A 16,582-nucleotide genomic window follows, 5' to 3' on the forward strand; every position below is an offset into this window, starting at 1 on the left:
TTAACCCAAGGCATAGCCCGCGCCGCGCACGGTTCGGATCGGGTCGCCGGCTTGCGAGACCTTCAATGCCTTGCGCAAGCGTCCCACGTGCACGTCCACCGTGCGGCTGTCGACATAGATGTCGCGGCCCCAGACCCGGTCGAGCAGTTGCTCGCGCGCCCAGACCCTGCCCGGCCGTTCCATGAAGGCGGTCAGCAGGCGAAACTCGGTCGGGCCGACCGCTACGATGTCCCCACCGCGATAGACCCGATGCTCGGCCAAATCGACGACGATATCCTCGAACTCCAGCCGTTCCCCCACCGTTGAGGGTCGCACGCGCCGCAGCTGCGTGCGTACTCGGGCAAGCAGCTCGGCCACGGAATAGGGTTTGGTGATGTAATCGTCCGCGCCGGTTTCGAGGCCGCGCACCTTGTCGTTGTCCTCGGACCGGGCCGAGAGCATGATGACCGGCAGCTTCGCGGTCTCGGTGTTTGCCTTGAGCTGGCGACAGATCTCGATCCCGCTCACCTCCGGCAGCATCCAGTCGAGCACGACCACGTCGGGCAAAGCCTCCTGCACCGCAAGAAGCGCCTCGTCGCCCGAGGCGGCGGTCACCACCTCATAGCCCTCGGCGCGCAGGTTGTAGGCCAGCACCTCGCGCTGCGCGAGTTCATCTTCCACCACCAGAACAACGGGTTCTCCAGCCATCCCTCAAGCCCCCTGAATGAACGGAGTGTCGTTGTGTTTCAGGCGCTCGTCGCCGGGAATCTCGCCGGTCACGAGGTAGATCACCTGCTCGGCGACGGAGGTCACGTGATCGCCCATCCGCTCGATGTTCTTGGCCATAAAATGTAGGTGCATGCAGGTGGTTATATGGCGCGGATCTTCCATCATGTGGGTCAGATACTCGCGGAACAGTGCGGAGTACATCTGGTCCACTTCCAGATCCCGCTGCCGCACGTCCTCCGCCAGGTCCGCGTCGCGCTGGATATAGGCGTCGAGCACGTCCTTGAGCATCATCTCCACCTGCCGGGCCATGCGCTTGAGCGCGGCGGTATCGCCGGGGATGGCGGGCAGCTCGATCACGGATTCGGACCGTTTGGCGATGTTCTTCGCGTAATCGGCAATCCGTTCGAGGTTGCCGGACACCCGGAAAACCGAAAGCAAGGTGCGCAGATCGGAGGCGGCGGGCTGGCGCAGGGCGATGATCCGGGCGGCCTCTTCGTTGAGGTCCATCTCGGCGGCATCGATGGCTCGGTCTCCGGCGCGCACGGCCTGAGCCAGCTCAAGATCGCGGGTGTTGAGCGCGGTGGAGGCATTGGCGATGGCCTCCTCCACCATGCCGCCCATGCGCATGATCCGGGTCTGGATCCCTTCAAGGTCGCGGTCGAAGCTGCTGACGATATGTTCTTGTTTCGGCATGGTTTATCCAATCCGTCCCGTGATGTAGCTTTCCGTACGAGGGTCGCCGGGGTTGGTGAAGATCTTCTCGGTGTCGTCAAATTCCACCAGCGAGCCCAGATGGAAGAACGCCGTTTTCTGGCTCACCCGCGCAGCCTGCTGCATGGAGTGGGTGACGATCACCACCGAGAACCGCGTGCGCAATTCGTCGATCAGCTCTTCGACCTGAGCCGTGGCGATGGGATCGAGGGCCGAGCATGGCTCGTCCATCAGCAGAACCTCGGGAGAGGTCGCCACGGCACGCGCAATGCAGAGGCGCTGCTGCTGGCCGCCCGAGAGCCCGGTGCCGGGCGCATCGAGGCGGTCTTTCACCTCGTCCCAGATTGCGGCGCGGCGGAGCGATTTCTCGACGATCTCGGCCAGGTCGGTCTTGTTGCGGGCAAGGCCATGGATGCGGGGGCCATAGGCGACATTGTCGAAAATGGATTTCGGGAAGGGGTTGGGCTTCTGGAACACCATGCCGACCGAGGCGCGAAGCTGCACCGGGTCGACCTTCGGGTCGTAGATATCCTCGCCCTCCAAGGTGATCTTGCCGGTGACGCGGCAGCCGTCGATCGTGTCGTTCATCCGGTTCAAGGCCCGCAGGAACGTGGACTTGCCGCAACCCGAGGGGCCGATGAAGGCCGTCACGGTCTTGTCGGCGATATCGACGTCGACGTTCTTGATGGCCTGAGTGACGTTGGGGTCGGCGGCCAATTCGTCGGCCGAGCGGCGTGCGCCCCCTGCCCCGTAGAACACGTCCACGCCTCGGGCCTGCATTTTCAACGTGTCCAAGGCGACACCTTCCTGGGTTAAGCTCATGTCTTTCATATCTTGTCTCTCACCTCTCACCAACGGCGCTCGAACCGGCGCCGCAGGGCAATGGCGATGGCATTCATCACCAGAAGGAAAATCAGCAGTACAATGATCGCGCCGGATGCGCGCTCGACGAAGGCGGGGTCGCTGCGTTGGGTCCAGCTGTAGACCTGCACCGGAAGCGCCGTCGCGCCGTCGCCCATCAGCGGGAAGGAGTTGGAGTGGGACGACAGAAGGTCGGGATATTCGCGCACGAAGGCCACCATCCCGATCAGCAGGAGAGGCGCGGTCTCACCCAGGGCCTGGGCGAGGCCGATGATCGTGCCGGTCAGGATGCCGGGCATGGCCAGCGGCAGGACGTGGTGGAACACCGATTGCATTTTCGACGCCCCAAGCCCAAGCGCCGCCTGCCGGATGCTCGGCGGCACCGCCCGCAGGCTGGCGCGGGTGGCGATGATGATCGTGGGCAGTGTCATCAGGGTCAGCACCAAACCACCCACCAGCGGCGAGGATTGGTTGAACTCCATGAAGTTGATGAAGACCGCAAGGCCGAGGATGCCGTAGACGATGGAGGGCACGGCTGCGAGGTTGGAGATATTCACCTCGATCAGGTCCGTGAACTTGTTCTTCGGCGCAAATTCCTCGAGGTAGATCGAGGCGGCGACACCGATGGGCAGCGCCAGCACCAGCACCACGATCATCATGTAGAGAGAGCCGATGATCGCCACGCCAAGGCCCGCCGCTTCGGGGCGCGAGCCGGAGGCATCGGGCCAGGTGATGAAGTCCCAGTTGAAGCGGGTCTCGACGGCGCCGCGCTCGGCCAGCTCTTGCGCCACCAGCAGTTGGTTCACCGAGACGTTGCGGTCCCGCTCGGCCGTCTCGAGCGAAACGCGGCCCTTGAAGAAGCCGTCAATGCGCCCGCCCAGAAGCACCTCTGCGTCGATGGTCTGGCCCACAAGGTCGGGGTTTGCCAGCACCATGGCGCGGACCTGGGCCGGGGCCTCCTCGGACAGCATCGCGGCCAATTCGCGGCCCGCCATATCGTGCTCGATCCCTTCGGCCTCCAGATAGGCCTCCAGCGACAGGGCAAGGACCGGGAGGTAACCAAAGGTCGTGACCCGCGCCATCTCGGCAGGATCGCGATTTCCATCGGGGTCGAGCCGCTCGGCGCTGAGCTCCAGCGGATAGGTCACGTAGCTTTGCCGGAAGGCGCCGAGGCCATTTCCGAGGATCGAGGTCAGCAGCACGACCAGCGCTAGGATGCCCACGGCGACCGCCGCGATGCCATAGGCGCGGAACCTGCGCTCGGCACGGTTGCGCTTGGCGGTCCGGCTGTCGGCGGCAAAGAGCGACCGGGCCGGAACGGGGGCCTGTGTCAAATCGGTCATTCGTATTGTTCCCGGTATTTGCGCACCACCAGCAGTGCGACGACGTTTAGTGCCAGGGTGAGGACAAAGAGCGTGAGGCCCAGGGCGAAGGCCACCAGCGCCTCGGGCGAGGAAAAGTCGGTATCACCGGTCAGCTGGCCCACGATCTTGACGGTGACGGTCGTCATCGCCTCGAAGGGGTTGAGGTCAAGCCGGGCCGCGGCCCCTGCCCCGAGCACCACGATCATCGTCTCGCCAATGGCACGAGATGCGGCCAGCAGGACGGCGCCGACGATGCCCGGCAGAGCGGCGGGCAGAACCACCTGCTTGATGGTTTCCGATTGTGTGGCGCCCAACCCGAAGGAGCCGTCGCGCAGGTTCTGCGGTACCGAGTTGATGATGTCATCGGACAGCGAAGATACGAAGGGGATCAGCATGATGCCCATGACGATGCCCGCCGTCATCACCGAGGACGACGAGTCGCCCAGTCCGAGAGGTTGCGCGAAGTAGTCGCGCAGCATCGGACCGACGGTAATCAGGGCGAAGAGGCCGTAGACGATGGTGGGGATGCCCGCCAGCACCTCGATCATGGGCTTGGCAACGGAGCGTACGCGGTTGGAGGCGTATTCCGCCATGTAGATCGCGGCGAAGAGGCCGATCGGCACCGCCACGAGCAGCGCGATGAACGAGATATACATCGTCCCCCAGAGCAGCGGCAGCAGGCCCAGTTCCGAATTGCCCTCGAACGACGGGCGCCATTCGAGGCCGAAGAAGAAATCCTGCCACGGGTAGAGCTGGAAGAAGTTGGCCGTGTCCCAGAGCATCGACAGCACGATGCCGACGGTCGTGAGGATCGCGATGGTCGAGGCGGTGATGAGAAGGCCAAGGATCGCACGCTCGACCGCGTTTCGCGCGCGCTGGTTCTTGTGGGTGCTCAGGAACGCGTAGGTCAGCCCCGCGATGGCGAGCACGCCCACCACGATCAGCATCCAGATGCGGCCTGCCGCGTTCAGGGCACGGGCGCGCTGCGCGGCGACCAGAACCTCGTCGCTGACGTCCGAGCCAAGCGCCACACCTGCCGCCGCAAGTTGCGCGCGGATGTCCTCGCTGGCGCTCAGGACCTGCGCCTCGCCCGCCGAGAAGGCCCCGCGGTCAATCGCGGTATCGATGCCATCCGCCAGTCGGCGCACGTCGGTCATCAGGAGATCCCGCGCACCCTGATCCGCCTCGGTGGCGGGCATGGAGGCGGCGATCATCCCGTCGACGACCATCGGCTGGACCACCAGCCAGACGACCAGAACCAGCAGAGCCGGCACGACCGTCAGCAGGGCGACGTTCAATCCATAGTAAGTCGGAAGCGAATGCAGCAGCCGCGTGTCGCCCCCGGCGCTCGAGATGGCGCGACCCCGCCCCAGGACAAAGCCGAGGGTTCCGAGGGCCACGATGATGAAGAGGATCCAGAGCATGAAAGGCAGCTTTCGCGGTAGAAAGGATCGGGCGGGGCCGAATGCCGGCCCCTGCCCTTGGTCTGGTTGAGGCTCAGTTGCCCATCAGGCGACGCTCGGCCACGACGGCCTGGGTCTCGGCAAGCTCGGGGTCAGCCACGAGGCCGTAGGCAGCCAGCGGCCCCCATTCGCCGGCGATATCGTCGCTGACGAAGAACTCCGCGTATTCCTGCAGGCCGGGGATCACGTCGAGGTGGGCCGCCTTGATGTAGAAGTAGAGCGGACGCGAGACCGGGTATTCGCCGGTGGCAATGGCCTCGACCGTCGGCACGACGCCGGCCATGGTGGCGACCTGAAGCACACTGGTGTTGTTCTCGTAGAACGCGAGGCCGAAGACACCGATGCCGTTGCTGTCGGCGTTGATGCGCGCCAGCGTTTCCGTGTAGTCGCCGTCGATGTCGACCGAGACGCCATCGGCGCGGATTTCCATGCAGGCCTCTTCCGCCGCATCCTCGTCCATGCCCATTTCCAGCATCGCGTCATAGGCGCCGGCATCTTCGCAGCCCTGCAGGATCACACGCTCGTCAAAGACTTCGCGGGTCCCGTGGCGGGTGCCGGGGATGAAGGCCGAGATCGGCTGGTCGGGAAGGTCGGCGTTGACCTCGTTCCAGTTGGTGTTGGGGTTCGCCACCATCTCGCCGTCGACGGGCAGTTCAGCGGCGAGGGCGCGGTACCAGTCTTCTTGGGTGAACTCGAAGGAAGGGCCGTTGATGTCCGAGGCGAAGACGATGCCGTCATAGCCGAAGCGCACTTCGATGATGTCGGTCACGCCGTTCTCGGCGCAGGTCGCGATCTCGCTCTCGCGGATCGAGCGCGAGGAATTGGCGATGTCAGTCGTGTTCTCGCCCACGCCTTCACAGAAGCGACGCAACCCGGTGGAAGAGCCGCCGGATTCCACGACCGGGGTCGGGAAGTCGAAGTTTTCGCCAAAGGCTTCGGCGACGATCGTGGCATAGGGCAGCACGGTCGAGGAACCGGCAATTTGCACATTCTCCCGGCTCTGGGCCGCGGCACCGGTGGCGGTGGCGGCAAGGGCAAGGGCGGATACGCTCAGTTTTGCGAACGACATGTCGGAGGATCTCCAGTTGTGTGTCAGGCTTCGGTCACGCCGCTTGCTGCAACGCTTGGGGGCTGACCTATGCCGAGTTCGCTATGCTTTTGTGACACGCCTGTAACAGGTTTATGACACATCGCTTTGCCGCGGTTTATTTCACCGGAAACTGCACGGAAAAGGTGCTGCCCTGCCCTTCCTTGGAGGATATCTTGAGCCGCCCCCGGTGTCGGGCCACGATATGTTTGACGATCGCCAGCCCAAGACCGGTGCCCCCCATCTCGCGCGAGCGATGCGAATCGATGCGATAGAATCGCTCGGTCAGGCGCGGCAGGTGCTGCGGGGCGATGCCCTCGCCCTCGTCCATGACATCGACCACCAGCAGATCATCCTTCTGCGCGCCGCTCGCCGGAAGCCGCGCAATCCTCAAGGTAACCGTCTGTCCGGTGCCCCCGTATTTCAGCGCATTCTCGGTAAGATTGAGGAAAACTTGAATCAATTGATCCCGGTCACCCTGGATCACGGCAGGCTCGGCCTCCTGGACCAGGTCGATGCTCGTGGCGCTGTCCTGCGCGCGCGGGGTGAGTGTCGCGATGACGCTGCTCAGAACGCCCGCCAGATCAACACTGTCGCTCGGCCGCATGCGCGCCACGGCCTCGACCTTGCTCAGTGACAGGAGGTCGGCGATCAGCCGCTCCATCCGCAGCGCCTCTTCCTCCATGATCCCGAGGAAACGATCCTGGGCCGCCGGATCGCCGCGCGCCGGCCCCTTGAGCGTTTCGATGAACCCCATCATCGAGGTCAGCGGTGTGCGCAATTCATGGGAGACATTCGCCACGAAATCACGCCGCATTTCCTGCACTTCCCCCAGATGCGTGATATCGGCAAAATGTAACAACATTGGCCGGCCGCTCTGCCCGGTGACGGCCGAGATGCGCACTTGGTAGTGGGTGGAGCGATCCTGATCGGCCCGCTCGATCCGGACCTCGACATCAGGGCCGCCCGCGGCAACACGCTCGATCTCGCGCAGCAAGGCGGGCTGACGCAGCACCACGCCGTGATTGCGCCCCACGATCCAGTCCCCCAGAAGAGCAAGCGCCGCGGGATTTGCGTCATCAATCGTGCCATCTGCGCCGATGAACAGCATCGGATCGGGCACGGCGTTGATCACGGAATGGATCAGGTCTCGGGTCATCGGTGGCTTTCCCTGCCAATGTCTCCGGGATGTGGCGCGATTCTGCGCGCCTGTGCAACGCCCCTGCGGCCCCGGACCCCGAGGCCGCATTCAGGACCATTCCCGGTCAGACAGCGCGCAAGCCGCCCTCGAAATCGGAGATCAGCAGGTCGAGGTCTTCGATCCCGACAGAGACCCGGAAGAACCCGTCCGAGATGCCGAGCGCAGCACGCCCCTCCGCGCCAAGGCCGCGGTGGCTGGAAGAGGCCGGATGACTCAACGTCGTTCCGACATCGCCCAGGGTCGGCGCGAACGGCAGGTCCGGTGCCGCTTGCACCATTCGGTCGGCGGCGGCCTCGGTCTGGTCCTTCAATTCGAAACTGACCATGTTGCCAAAGGCATCGCCCACGATGGACTTGGCGATTTCATGGTCGGGATGATCCGCGCGACCGGGATAGAGCACCCGCCCCACCTTCGGATGCGCTGCCAGCCAATCCGCCAGCCCCTTCGCATTGGCCTGCGCCTTCTCGAACCGCAGTGGAAAGGTGTAGAGGCCGCGCTCTGCCAGCCAACACTCGTTCGGCGCGGGCGTCATCCCGACGGTCACGGCAAAGTCGTAAATGTTGCGCATCATCTCCGGATCGCGCGCCGCCACGTAGCCGAGCGTCACATCGGAATGGCCCGCAAGCAGCTTGGTTACCGACTGGATGGTGATATCCGCGCCCTCGACCAGAGGCTTGTAGCCGATCGGCGTGGTGAAGGTGTTGTCCACCGCCAGGATCACGCCCGCCTCTTTCGCCAGCGCCACGATGCCGGCCATATCCGCCACCCGCAATGTCGGGTTAGAGATCACCTCGACGAGGATCATCTTGGTCTCCGGCCGCAGCGCGGCCCGCATGGCCTCGACATCCGTGGGATCGGCAACCGAGGTCTCGATCCCGAAACGCGCCAGATCCTGGTGCATCAACCGCAATGACCGCCCGTAAAGCTGGTTACCCCCCAGAATGTGGTCCCCTTGCCCCAAGAGCCCCATGATAGTGGCAGAAACAGCCGCCATGCCGGATCCCAGGATCAAACCGCCCTCGGCCTCTTCCAGCATGTCGATCTTGCGCGCCAGCAACTCGGCGTTCGGATGCCCTTCCCGCGCGTAGGTATAGCCGTGCGCGCGCCCCTCGTATTGATCATGAAGAGTGGCGATGGAAGGCGAGGCATAGACGACAGAAGGCTGGATCGGAGTGACAACCGCGCGGCTAACGCCCTCTCGCAGCGCCGCGCGCCGCACCAAGGTTCCCGGCTTTTCATTCCGCCCATTCGCCATTCCGGCTCTCCTTCATCTTTTCAAAAATACGGCAGGGGGTGCGGGGGACAGGTCCCCCGCCGCTCCGTGATCCAAAGCGTAACACTATCCCCGGATCGTGCCATCGCCCGTAACGAGATACTTGAACGAGGTCAATTGCTCGGCCCCCACCGGCCCGCGCGCATGCATCTTTCCAGTGGCAATCCCGATCTCCGCACCCATCCCGAATTCGCCGCCGTCAGCGAATTGCGTCGAGGCATTGTGCATCAGGATCGCGGAATCGAGCCGCTGGAAGAACCGCGCAACCGCCGCCTCATCCTCGGCGATAATCGCGTCGGTGTGGTTCGAGCCATGGGTCCGGATATGCGACAGTGCGGAGTCGATATCATCGACGACCCGCGCGGCGATGATCATGTCGAGATATTCCCGGCCCCAATCGCTCTCCTGCGCCGCGGTCACGCCCTCGATCGCAAGAAGATCGGCGCTGCCCCGCACCTCCACGCCCGCGTCCAGCAAGGCGCGGACAACGCCCTGCCCGATAGTGTCGAGGATATCGCGATGGATGAGCAGACATTCCGCCGAGCCACAGATGCCCGTGCGCCGTGTCTTGGCATTCAGAACGACCCGCAACGCCTTTTCAGGGTCAGCGGAGGCGTCGAGATAGATGTGACAGATCCCTTCGAGATGCGCGAAAACCGGCACCCGTGCCTCGCGCTGGACGAGCCCGACCAGCCCCTTGCCACCGCGCGGCACGATGACGTCGATCGTGTCGGCCATGGTCAGCATCTCGGACACCGCGGCCCGGTCGCGCGTCGGCACCCGCTGCACCGCATCCGCCGGCAAATCCGCCGCGCGCAGGCCCTCCTGCAGGCAATCGGCCAAGACGCCGGAGGAATGAAAGCTTTCTGAGCCGCCACGCAGAATGACGGCATTGCCGGACTTCACGCACAAGGCACCCGCATCCGCCGTCACGTTCGGGCGGCTCTCGTAGATCACGCCGATGACGCCAAGCGGCGTGCGGACCCGCTTGATATGCAGACCGGTGGGGCGGTCCCACTCGGTCATCACCTGCCCCACCGGATCCTCCTGCGCGGCAACGGCCCGCAGTCCGGCCACGATCGCTTCGACCCGCGTCTCATCCAGCATCAAGCGATCGAGCATCGCGTCCGAGAGACCCTTGTCGCGGCCGAAGACCATGTCCTTCTCATTCGCCTCAATGATCTCGGACCGGCGCGCCCACACGGCATCTGCTGCCGCGGTCAGCGCCTTGGTCTTGGCTTCCGGCGCGGCAAAGGCAAGCTCGGCGCTCGCCGCTTTCGCGCGCGCGCCAATGTCGGCCATCAGGGCCGGAATGTCATCGTGCAGGTCGGTATGGGAATGGTCTTCCATCGGAAACCTCGTCGCGGGGGGTGAAGGCAGGATACCCGTATTTATGAAAAGATGAAGCTGTTGGCGTCAGAGCACCATGTCATCTCGGTGCACCAAGGCCGCGCGGCCCGGGTAGCCGAGGATGTCTTCGATGTCGTCGGAATGGTGGCCCTTGATCGCGCGCGCCTCGTCCGCGGCATAGCGGCTGAGCCCGATGCCGATGGTATTTCCGTCGGCGGCCTCGATCCGGACCGGGTCGCCGCGTTGGAAATCCCCCTCTACCGCGCGAACGCCGGCGGGGAGCAGGGATTTGCCTTTAGTGAGCGCGGCGGTCGCGCCTGCGTCGAGCCCGAGCGTCCCTTTCGGCTTCATTGCTCCGATCCAAGCCTTGCGCGCCTGTTGCGGCGAGACTTTTGCCGTGAACCATGTGGCCCGGGCGCCGTTTTGCAGGGCGGCTAGGGGATGGGCGATTGCCCCTTGCGTGATGGCCATGGTGCAGCCGGCAGCTGTCGCGTTGCGGGCCGCCATGACCTTGGTTTTCATGCCGCCCTTGGAAAGACCGGAGCCTGCATCGCCTGCCATCGCCTCGATCTCGGGGGTGATGGCGTCGATGATCGGCAGGTGTTGGGCTGCGGCATCGTCATTGGGGTTCGCCGTGTAAAGCCCGTCCACGTCGCTCAGCAGCACGCAGACATCGGCGCCGGCCATGACCGCCACATTGGCGGCGAGGCGGTCGTTGTCTCCGTAGCGGATTTCGTCCGTGGCAATCGTGTCATTCTCGTTCACGATCGGTACCGCGCCCCGAGACAGGAGCGCCGCCATCGTCGCGCGGGTGTTGAGGTAGCGGCGTCGGTCCGCGCTGTCGTCCAGGGTCAGCAGGATCTGCGCCGAGGTCAGCCCGTGGGGCGCCAGCGCCTCCTCATAGGCCCGCGCGAGGCGGATCTGTCCGACTGCCGCCGCCGCTTGCGCCTCATCGAGAGACAAGGCGCCCTGCCCTAGCGCCAGCGCACCGCGGCCAAGCGCGATGGCGCCCGAGGACACCACGATCACATCGGTGCCCGCCCGCTTCAGATCGGCAATATCCTCGGCCAGCGCATGGAGCCACGCGCCACGCAAATCGCCGGAGTGCCGGTCGACGAGGAGCGCCGAGCCGATCTTGATGACAACGCGTTTCGCCCCCGTCAGGGACGCCATGTTTCCGGCTCCTCAAGGGCCTCTCGGGCCGCCTTGTGATTGGCATCGACCCGCGCGCGCAGGGCGCGCAGCACCTCAGTCACCCCGGTGCGCGCCACGCCGGACATCTCCATGAGGTTGCCGGCAACCGCGCCAAGCGCTTCGCGTTTCTCGGCCAGCTCTTCCGGCTCGATCGCGTCGATCTTGTTGAGCACGGTGATCCGCGGCTTCAGGGCAAGCTCGCCGCCGTAGGCTTCCAGCTCGGCAATGATCGTCTGGTAATCGCTCACCACATCCTCGGAGGTGCCGTCGACCAGATGCAGCAGCGCCGCACAGCGCTCCACGTGGCCGAGGAAGGTATCGCCAAGCCCCCTGCCCTCGCTCGCGCCCTCGATCAGGCCGGGGATGTCCGCGACAACGAATTCCGTTCCGTCCACGCCGACGACGCCGAGGTTCGGCACGAGGGTCGTGAAGGGGTAATCGGCGATCTTTGGACGGGCGTTGGATGTCGCCGCAAGGAAGGTGGATTTGCCCGCGTTGGGCAGGCCCAGAAGGCCCACGTCAGCGATCAGCTTCAGCCGCAGCCAGATCGTGCGCTCCACGCCTTCCTGGCCGGGGTTGGCGCGGCGCGGCGCCTGGTTCGTGGCGCTCTTGAAGTGCAGGTTGCCAAAGCCGCCGTTGCCGCCCTTGGCGATACAGATACGCTGCCCGACCGTATCGAGATCCGCGATCAGCGTTTCCTGATCCTCTTCAAGCACTTCTGTGCCGGCGGGAACCCGCAGGACGATGTCCGCGCCATCCTTGCCGGTACGCTGCTTGCCCATGCCGGGCTGGCCGTTCTTGGCGAAGAAGTGCTGCTGATAGCGGAAGTCGATCAGCGTGTTCAGCCCCTCGACCACCTCGATATAGACGTTGCCGCCCGAGCCGCCATCGCCGCCGTCAGGGCCGCCGTACTCGATGTATTTTTCGCGCCGGAACGAGACCGACCCGCCGCCGCCGCCGCCGGAGCGGATGTAAACCTTGGCCAGATCGAGAAACTTCATACCATTGCCGGGACAAATTGCGCCCCGCCCTTCATCTTTTCATAAATACTGCGGGGGTATGGGGGCTGGCCCCCATCGCAGTCATCAGCCTCTTACGACAGGCGCTTGAGGTAAGTCCACGTCGCAACCTTCGCATTGCGCGCGACCGAGAACGCCTCGGCATCACCGAGGTAGTCGAACCCGGCATTCGTCAACACCCGGGCCGAGCTCGGGTTGTCCTGGAACACTGACCCGAAGATCGTGCAGTTTTCCAGCGGGTTCGCTTCCACAAGGGCGTGCACCGCCTCCGACGCGAAGCCCGTGTTCCACATGGCAGGCGCCACCCAGTAGCCGATCTCGGACTGGTTGCGGTCCATCTGGTCGAGCGAGATCATGCCCATCACCTCGGAGCCGCCAAACTCCGTGGCATCCATCACCCAAGCGAACGACTGGCGCTCGGGCTTGGTGTAATTCGCGATGAAGCTCTCGGCCGCGCCGGGCGGCAGGGGGTGCGGGATCGACGTTGTCATCTCCGCCACGCGCTTGTCGGCGTGATACATGCCCAGAAGCCCCGCGTCCGATGTCCGCATGGGGCGCAGATACATGCGCGGCGTTTCTATGACCGCTTGTGCCAAAATCGTTTCCTGTTTCATCTTTATGGGCCTCCTCCGACCCGTCTGCTCCTATGCCTCCCAGGCCCATCTCAGATGGGGTTGAGAGCCTCCGTGCACAAGAACAGGTGCAAAATGCGAAAAGGGCCGGCGATGTCGCCGGCCCCCTGAAATGTCATACCCACGGGATGTGGCGATTACTCTGCAGCCTCCGCTGCCGGGAGTACCGAAATATACGTGCGGCCCTTGAAGCCCTTGCGGAACGAGACGTGACCTTCGGTCAGCGCAAAGATCGTGTGATCCTTGCCTTCGCCCACACCTTCACCCGGCCACCACTTGTTGCCGCGCTGACGCGCGATGATGTTGCCGGCGATGACGGATTCGCCACCGAATTTCTTGATGCCAAGGCGGCGACCGGCTGAGTCGCGGCCGTTGCGGGAGGAACCACCTGCTTTTTTATGTGCCATGGGTCAATTACTCCTGTTCTGCGGCAAACGTCGTCGCTTGCTCGATCCAGTTGTCACGCTCAATGCGGCCTTTGAACGACAGCTTGTCATCCATATAGGCAATCTCTTCGGGGCCCCAATCCTTGATCTGGTCAAAGTGGTACACACCGGCTTCGTGCAGCAGGCCTTCCAGCTTCGGTCCAACGCCCGAGATCTTCTTGAGATCGTCGGCCTGACCGTCACGGGGACCGTCCAGCAGGTTGGTCGGGCGCGTGCCCTCTTCAGACGCGGCCTCGGCGGCGGGTGCCTTCTCGGCATTCGCCTTCTTGGGCGCGGCTTTCTTGGGCGCAGCTTTCGTCTCGGACTTCTCGGAAGACTTCTTCGTTGCCACGACCGCTGCGGCGACGGCGGCACCGGCAGCAACAGCCACCATGCCCGCGCCAATGGCGGTCTTCATGCCGGACTTGTCTGCGCCCGAGGCGAGGATGTCCGTCACTTCGATCAGGGTCAGCTTCTGGCGGTGGCCCTTCTTGCGCTGCGAGGAGTGCTTGCGGCGACGCTTGACGTAGTGGATGAGCTTCTCGCCCTTCACCGTGTCGATCACGTTGGCCTGAACAGCCGCACCTTCGACGAACGGCGCGCCCACGGTGACGTCGTCACCGCCAAGCATCAGAACTTCGTTGAACTGGACCGTTTCACCGGCCTCTGCTGCAAGCAGTTCCACGCGCAGCTTGTCGCCCGCCTGAACCTTGTATTGCTTGCCGCCTGTCTTCATGACAGCGAACATGGTATCTTCCTTTTTCTTCCGCGCCCTGTGGTCCGGTCGATCGCCCCTCGGGCCATCTTCCAAGTTTCGGGTTTCCCCACCTCGGGCTGCGCGTCCCTCTCGGAACGTCATACATGCAAAATCCTCGCGCGCAGGCGCAATGGAAGCCGCCGTATCGTCCATGGCTCGGGTTTTGTCAACAGGCTCCGCGCGTCAGGTGTCTTCGCCCGCGATGAACGGCGCGGCGGCGGCGCCCAACTCGTAGCTCAGCGTCGTCAGCATCGCGTCGAAGGCGTTGAATAGCGCGTTGTTGACCGCCCGGCCCGCCTCCGAGCCGGCGAGCTCCATGTAGGCCCGCAAATCCGCTTCGGACGCTTCCGCATAGGCCCGCAGCTGGTAGCCGTAGAGCCATTCGATGGTCATTTCACGCACTTCGGCCTCTTGCGACCAGACCTCCGACAGCATCAGCCCCTCGGGCACCTCGTTGTCGAAGGCACCGCCATCGATCAATCCGCGGTAGAAGGCCAGCCGCAGGTTCAGCGCGCCGATGACATTACGCTCGACCAAGCCGTTGATGTCGTTGAACTCCCGCAGGAGGCCGATGCGGGGATCATTCTCGGCCACCGCCGTCAGGAACTCCTCGGTCGCGGCCGAGACCTCGTCGGGGTCCAGAAATGCCTGCCGCGCCGCGATCTCGCCGGACACGAGCCGTTGCCCCACATCCGAGGTCGCGAAGTCATGCACGGCGGCGACCTGCTCGGGCGTCATCCCGTCGCGATCGAACGCCTCCTCGAACAGGACAGCCATCCGGTTGCCCTGATGCAGCCGCGTGACGGCGGCCTGCCACGCCGCGCCGCCCACGCCGGGAAATAGCTGCGGCTCCAGATCAATCCCGCCCTGGATGTTCTCGGTGCTCATCAAGGCGATGATGTCATAGATCCCCAGGGCCGCGAGCATCTCGTAGAGCGCGGGCTCTTCGCTCGCCAACTGCGGCGAGGCGACAGCCTGAACCTCCTGAGCGCGCAGCGCCGTGCCGTTGACGACCAAGGTGCCGGTGGCAATCGCCAAGGACAGGCAGGCGCTCCGGATCATGATGCGGGCCAAGCTTCGGGTCGTGGTGCGGATCATGGCGGGCTCCCTTCTCTCTCGCGCGGCAGAATGGCGTGGATACGCGCCGATGACCATGCCTTCAGGGAAATAGATGCGCCCCGATAGCCTCATCTCAAGCCCCCGTCCCTGCGTCATGGCGAAAAAACCACGCCCCCAACGCGCCGCAGGTCTTGCGTGCCCCGCCGCTTGCCGTTATCGACCCGCCACGGCCAATCGGCCGAGACCGCGGAGAGGTGCCGGAGTGGTCGAACGGGGCGGTCTCGAAAACCGTTGTGGGTGCAAGCCTACCCAGGGTTCGAATCCCTGTCTCTCCGCCAACTATTTTACCTTGAAGATCCACACTTACCAAACTCGGTCACGCGTCAGGCGACGCGGGCGGAGAGCTTTTCGATCGGGCTTGTGCGCCCTTCGGCGGGTTCTGCCAGCGCCTCCACCAATGCCCGCGCCTCGAACCCGCGCAATATGCGGCGGGCGGGCGCGCCGATGTCCACGCTTTCATCGAGCGCTTCGGGGAAGATCGCGCGGATCTCGGACAAAGCGCTGTCGTCCAGCGCGTCGAGCGCGACCGGCCCGGGATAGAGGCTCTCGCAAGGCATGTCATTCGCGGTGACGATTTCGTGGCGGTCGAAAAGCAAATGATTGTACGCCACGCCGCGCCGCCAAGGGGCGTCGTCGATGCCGGTCTCGTTAACCAGAAACCGCACCGCGGCCAGCGCTTCGCGGGTGCCAAAGAGGAACTCGATCCGCCAATCATTCAGAAGGACGCGGTGGTTGGGCGAAAGCACCAGATCGCGCGAAGGCCGGTTCTCACCATAGGTGCCGCGCGCGACTTTCAGAGGGCGCAGCTCCGGCTGCTCCGACAACTCCCGCGCGCTCAATTCGCGCCGTCCGACCCAACGCAGCGGTAAAGGCCCGCTGTCGCGCGTCAGTACCAGATCACCGGGGCGCAACGTCTCGACCGCGACCGGACCCGAGGGCGTGTCGATCAGCGTGCCATCGGCGAAACAGATGATGTTGATCGGCTGGAACGGGTCGGTGAAATCCTTCTCGCCGCCGTCCTTTGCCTTGATGTACCCGGTGTAAACACCCCCGTCGGAGCCATAATAGCTGAACGTGAACTCGTCAGGATTGTCGGGGTCCACGTAAAAATCAAACGCGCCCGGCAGCGAGATCGTATCCATCGGATCGTAATCGTGGATGTCGATCTGAAGGTTATTTTCGCTGAAGGTTCCGAGGTCAACGGTCAGGTTGTCGACATGCCCATCACCGATGAACATGATCTTGATCTTGGCGACATCGTCGTTCGGATCGGCTGCAACGTTAAGGTTGCCGCCGCCATTGATCTTGATCTTCACGACGTCATTGTCACCGACAACAACTGAGCCACTCGAGGTGACGTTATGGTTGGCCATCTGCCGTTCCTGCCTCGTCGCGTCTCGTTTGTGAGGGTGGACGCA

16 protein-coding genes and 1 tRNA gene are annotated in these 16,582 nt (G+C 64.2%); 1 reads left to right on the forward strand and 16 read right to left on the reverse strand.

The features are described 5' to 3' along the window. From phoB to KYE46_RS10470, 15 genes are all read right to left on the reverse strand, one after another. Window positions 1–687, reverse strand: coding sequence for a phosphate regulon transcriptional regulator PhoB (phoB, locus tag KYE46_RS10400; protein ID WP_219000556.1), 687 nt, complete (start codon window positions 685–687; stop codon window positions 1–3). A 3-nt stretch (window positions 688–690) separates the two neighbouring features. Then, on the reverse strand, window positions 691–1,401 hold the full coding sequence (phoU, locus tag KYE46_RS10405) for a phosphate signaling complex protein PhoU (protein ID WP_219000557.1): 711 nt from the start codon (window positions 1,399–1,401) through the stop codon (window positions 691–693). Between the two features lie 3 nt (window positions 1,402–1,404). Beyond that, window positions 1,405–2,241: a phosphate ABC transporter ATP-binding protein PstB gene (pstB, locus tag KYE46_RS10410; RefSeq protein ID WP_428845089.1), complete on the reverse strand. Its 837-nt coding sequence runs from the start codon at window positions 2,239–2,241 to the stop codon at window positions 1,405–1,407. A 26-nt stretch (window positions 2,242–2,267) separates the two neighbouring features. Next, on the reverse strand, window positions 2,268–3,623 hold the full coding sequence (gene pstA / locus KYE46_RS10415; RefSeq protein WP_219000559.1) for a phosphate ABC transporter permease PstA: 1,356 nt from the start codon (window positions 3,621–3,623) through the stop codon (window positions 2,268–2,270). Further along, window positions 3,620–5,068, reverse strand: coding sequence for a phosphate ABC transporter permease subunit PstC (gene pstC, locus KYE46_RS10420; protein WP_219000560.1), 1,449 nt, complete (start codon window positions 5,066–5,068; stop codon window positions 3,620–3,622). Before pstC ends, pstA begins: the two co-directional genes overlap by 4 nt. Before the next feature lie 73 nt (window positions 5,069–5,141). After that, window positions 5,142–6,176: a PstS family phosphate ABC transporter substrate-binding protein gene (locus tag KYE46_RS10425; RefSeq protein WP_219000561.1), complete on the reverse strand. Its 1,035-nt coding sequence runs from the start codon at window positions 6,174–6,176 to the stop codon at window positions 5,142–5,144. A 136-nt stretch (window positions 6,177–6,312) separates the two neighbouring features. Further along, window positions 6,313–7,353, reverse strand: a complete 1,041-nt coding sequence (locus tag KYE46_RS10430; RefSeq protein WP_219000562.1) for an ATP-binding protein — start codon at window positions 7,351–7,353, stop codon at window positions 6,313–6,315. Window positions 7,354–7,459: 106 nt separating this feature from the next. Beyond that, a complete protein-coding gene (locus KYE46_RS10435; RefSeq protein ID WP_219000563.1) occupies window positions 7,460–8,650 on the reverse strand; it encodes a trans-sulfuration enzyme family protein in 1,191 nt (396 codons plus the stop codon). Window positions 8,651–8,734: 84 nt separating this feature from the next. Next, a complete protein-coding gene (locus KYE46_RS10440) occupies window positions 8,735–10,018 on the reverse strand; it encodes a glutamate-5-semialdehyde dehydrogenase (protein WP_219000564.1) in 1,284 nt (427 codons plus the stop codon). 66 nt (window positions 10,019–10,084) lie between these two features. Continuing rightward, complete coding sequence (gene proB, locus KYE46_RS10445) at window positions 10,085–11,191, reverse strand: glutamate 5-kinase (protein ID WP_219000565.1); 1,107 nt, start codon at window positions 11,189–11,191, stop codon at window positions 10,085–10,087. Continuing rightward, complete coding sequence (gene obgE, locus KYE46_RS10450; protein WP_219000566.1) at window positions 11,179–12,213, reverse strand: GTPase ObgE; 1,035 nt, start codon at window positions 12,211–12,213, stop codon at window positions 11,179–11,181. Before obgE ends, proB begins: the two co-directional genes overlap by 13 nt. 92 nt (window positions 12,214–12,305) lie before the next feature. Continuing rightward, window positions 12,306–12,845 (reverse strand): GNAT family N-acetyltransferase, encoded by a 540-nt coding sequence (locus KYE46_RS10455; RefSeq protein ID WP_219000567.1) that lies wholly within the window; start codon window positions 12,843–12,845, stop codon window positions 12,306–12,308. Between the two features lie 155 nt (window positions 12,846–13,000). Continuing rightward, the gene (rpmA, locus tag KYE46_RS10460; protein WP_219000568.1) at window positions 13,001–13,270 is read right to left on the reverse strand and encodes a 50S ribosomal protein L27; all 270 of its coding nucleotides are present in this window, start codon (window positions 13,268–13,270) and stop codon (window positions 13,001–13,003) included. Window positions 13,271–13,277: 7 nt separating this feature from the next. Further along, the gene (locus KYE46_RS10465) at window positions 13,278–14,036 is read right to left on the reverse strand and encodes a 50S ribosomal protein L21 (protein ID WP_219000569.1); all 759 of its coding nucleotides are present in this window, start codon (window positions 14,034–14,036) and stop codon (window positions 13,278–13,280) included. Between the two features lie 192 nt (window positions 14,037–14,228). After that, on the reverse strand, window positions 14,229–15,143 hold the full coding sequence (locus KYE46_RS10470) for a hypothetical protein (protein ID WP_219000570.1): 915 nt from the start codon (window positions 15,141–15,143) through the stop codon (window positions 14,229–14,231). 209 nt (window positions 15,144–15,352) lie between these two features. Here KYE46_RS10470 and KYE46_RS10475 point away from each other — a divergent pair. Continuing rightward, a tRNA-Ser gene (locus tag KYE46_RS10475) sits at window positions 15,353–15,442 on the forward strand. Between the two features lie 45 nt (window positions 15,443–15,487). Here KYE46_RS10475 and KYE46_RS10480 read toward each other — a convergent pair. Continuing rightward, complete coding sequence (locus KYE46_RS10480) at window positions 15,488–16,537, reverse strand: Hint domain-containing protein (protein WP_219000571.1); 1,050 nt, start codon at window positions 16,535–16,537, stop codon at window positions 15,488–15,490. Window positions 16,538–16,582 lie beyond the last annotated feature (45 nt).

The sequence above is a fragment of the Gymnodinialimonas ceratoperidinii genome (assembly GCF_019297855.1).
Lineage (GTDB): Bacteria > Pseudomonadota > Alphaproteobacteria > Rhodobacterales > Rhodobacteraceae > Gymnodinialimonas > Gymnodinialimonas ceratoperidinii.

Excerpts from the sequence above, each read along its gene's own strand:
- phoU (WP_219000557.1), bottom strand. The coding sequence starts at position 1,401 with ATGCCGAAACAAGAACATATCGTCAGCAGCTTCGACCGCGACCTTGAA.
- pstC (WP_219000560.1), bottom strand. The coding sequence starts at position 5,068 with ATGCTCTGGATCCTCTTCATCATCGTGGCCCTCGGAACCCTCGGCTTT.
- phoB (WP_219000556.1), bottom strand. The coding sequence starts at position 687 with ATGGCTGGAGAACCCGTTGTTCTGGTGGTGGAAGATGAACTCGCGCAG.
- pstA (WP_219000559.1), bottom strand. The coding sequence starts at position 3,623 with ATGACCGATTTGACACAGGCCCCCGTTCCGGCCCGGTCGCTCTTTGCC.
- KYE46_RS10470 (WP_219000570.1), bottom strand. The coding sequence starts at position 15,143 with ATGATCCGCACCACGACCCGAAGCTTGGCCCGCATCATGATCCGGAGC.
- obgE (WP_219000566.1), bottom strand. The coding sequence starts at position 12,213 with ATGAAGTTTCTCGATCTGGCCAAGGTTTACATCCGCTCCGGCGGCGGC.
- pstB (WP_428845089.1), bottom strand. The coding sequence starts at position 2,241 with ATGAGCTTAACCCAGGAAGGTGTCGCCTTGGACACGTTGAAAATGCAG.
- KYE46_RS10465 (WP_219000569.1), bottom strand. The coding sequence starts at position 14,036 with ATGTTCGCTGTCATGAAGACAGGCGGCAAGCAATACAAGGTTCAGGCG.
- proB (WP_219000565.1), bottom strand. The coding sequence starts at position 11,191 with ATGGCGTCCCTGACGGGGGCGAAACGCGTTGTCATCAAGATCGGCTCG.
- KYE46_RS10430 (WP_219000562.1), bottom strand. The coding sequence starts at position 7,353 with ATGACCCGAGACCTGATCCATTCCGTGATCAACGCCGTGCCCGATCCG.
- KYE46_RS10435 (WP_219000563.1), bottom strand. The coding sequence starts at position 8,650 with ATGGCGAATGGGCGGAATGAAAAGCCGGGAACCTTGGTGCGGCGCGCG.
- KYE46_RS10425 (WP_219000561.1), bottom strand. The coding sequence starts at position 6,176 with ATGTCGTTCGCAAAACTGAGCGTATCCGCCCTTGCCCTTGCCGCCACC.
- rpmA (WP_219000568.1), bottom strand. The coding sequence starts at position 13,270 with ATGGCACATAAAAAAGCAGGTGGTTCCTCCCGCAACGGCCGCGACTCA.
- KYE46_RS10455 (WP_219000567.1), bottom strand. The coding sequence starts at position 12,845 with ATGAAACAGGAAACGATTTTGGCACAAGCGGTCATAGAAACGCCGCGC.
- KYE46_RS10440 (WP_219000564.1), bottom strand. The coding sequence starts at position 10,018 with ATGGAAGACCATTCCCATACCGACCTGCACGATGACATTCCGGCCCTG.
- KYE46_RS10480 (WP_219000571.1), bottom strand. The coding sequence starts at position 16,537 with ATGGCCAACCATAACGTCACCTCGAGTGGCTCAGTTGTTGTCGGTGAC.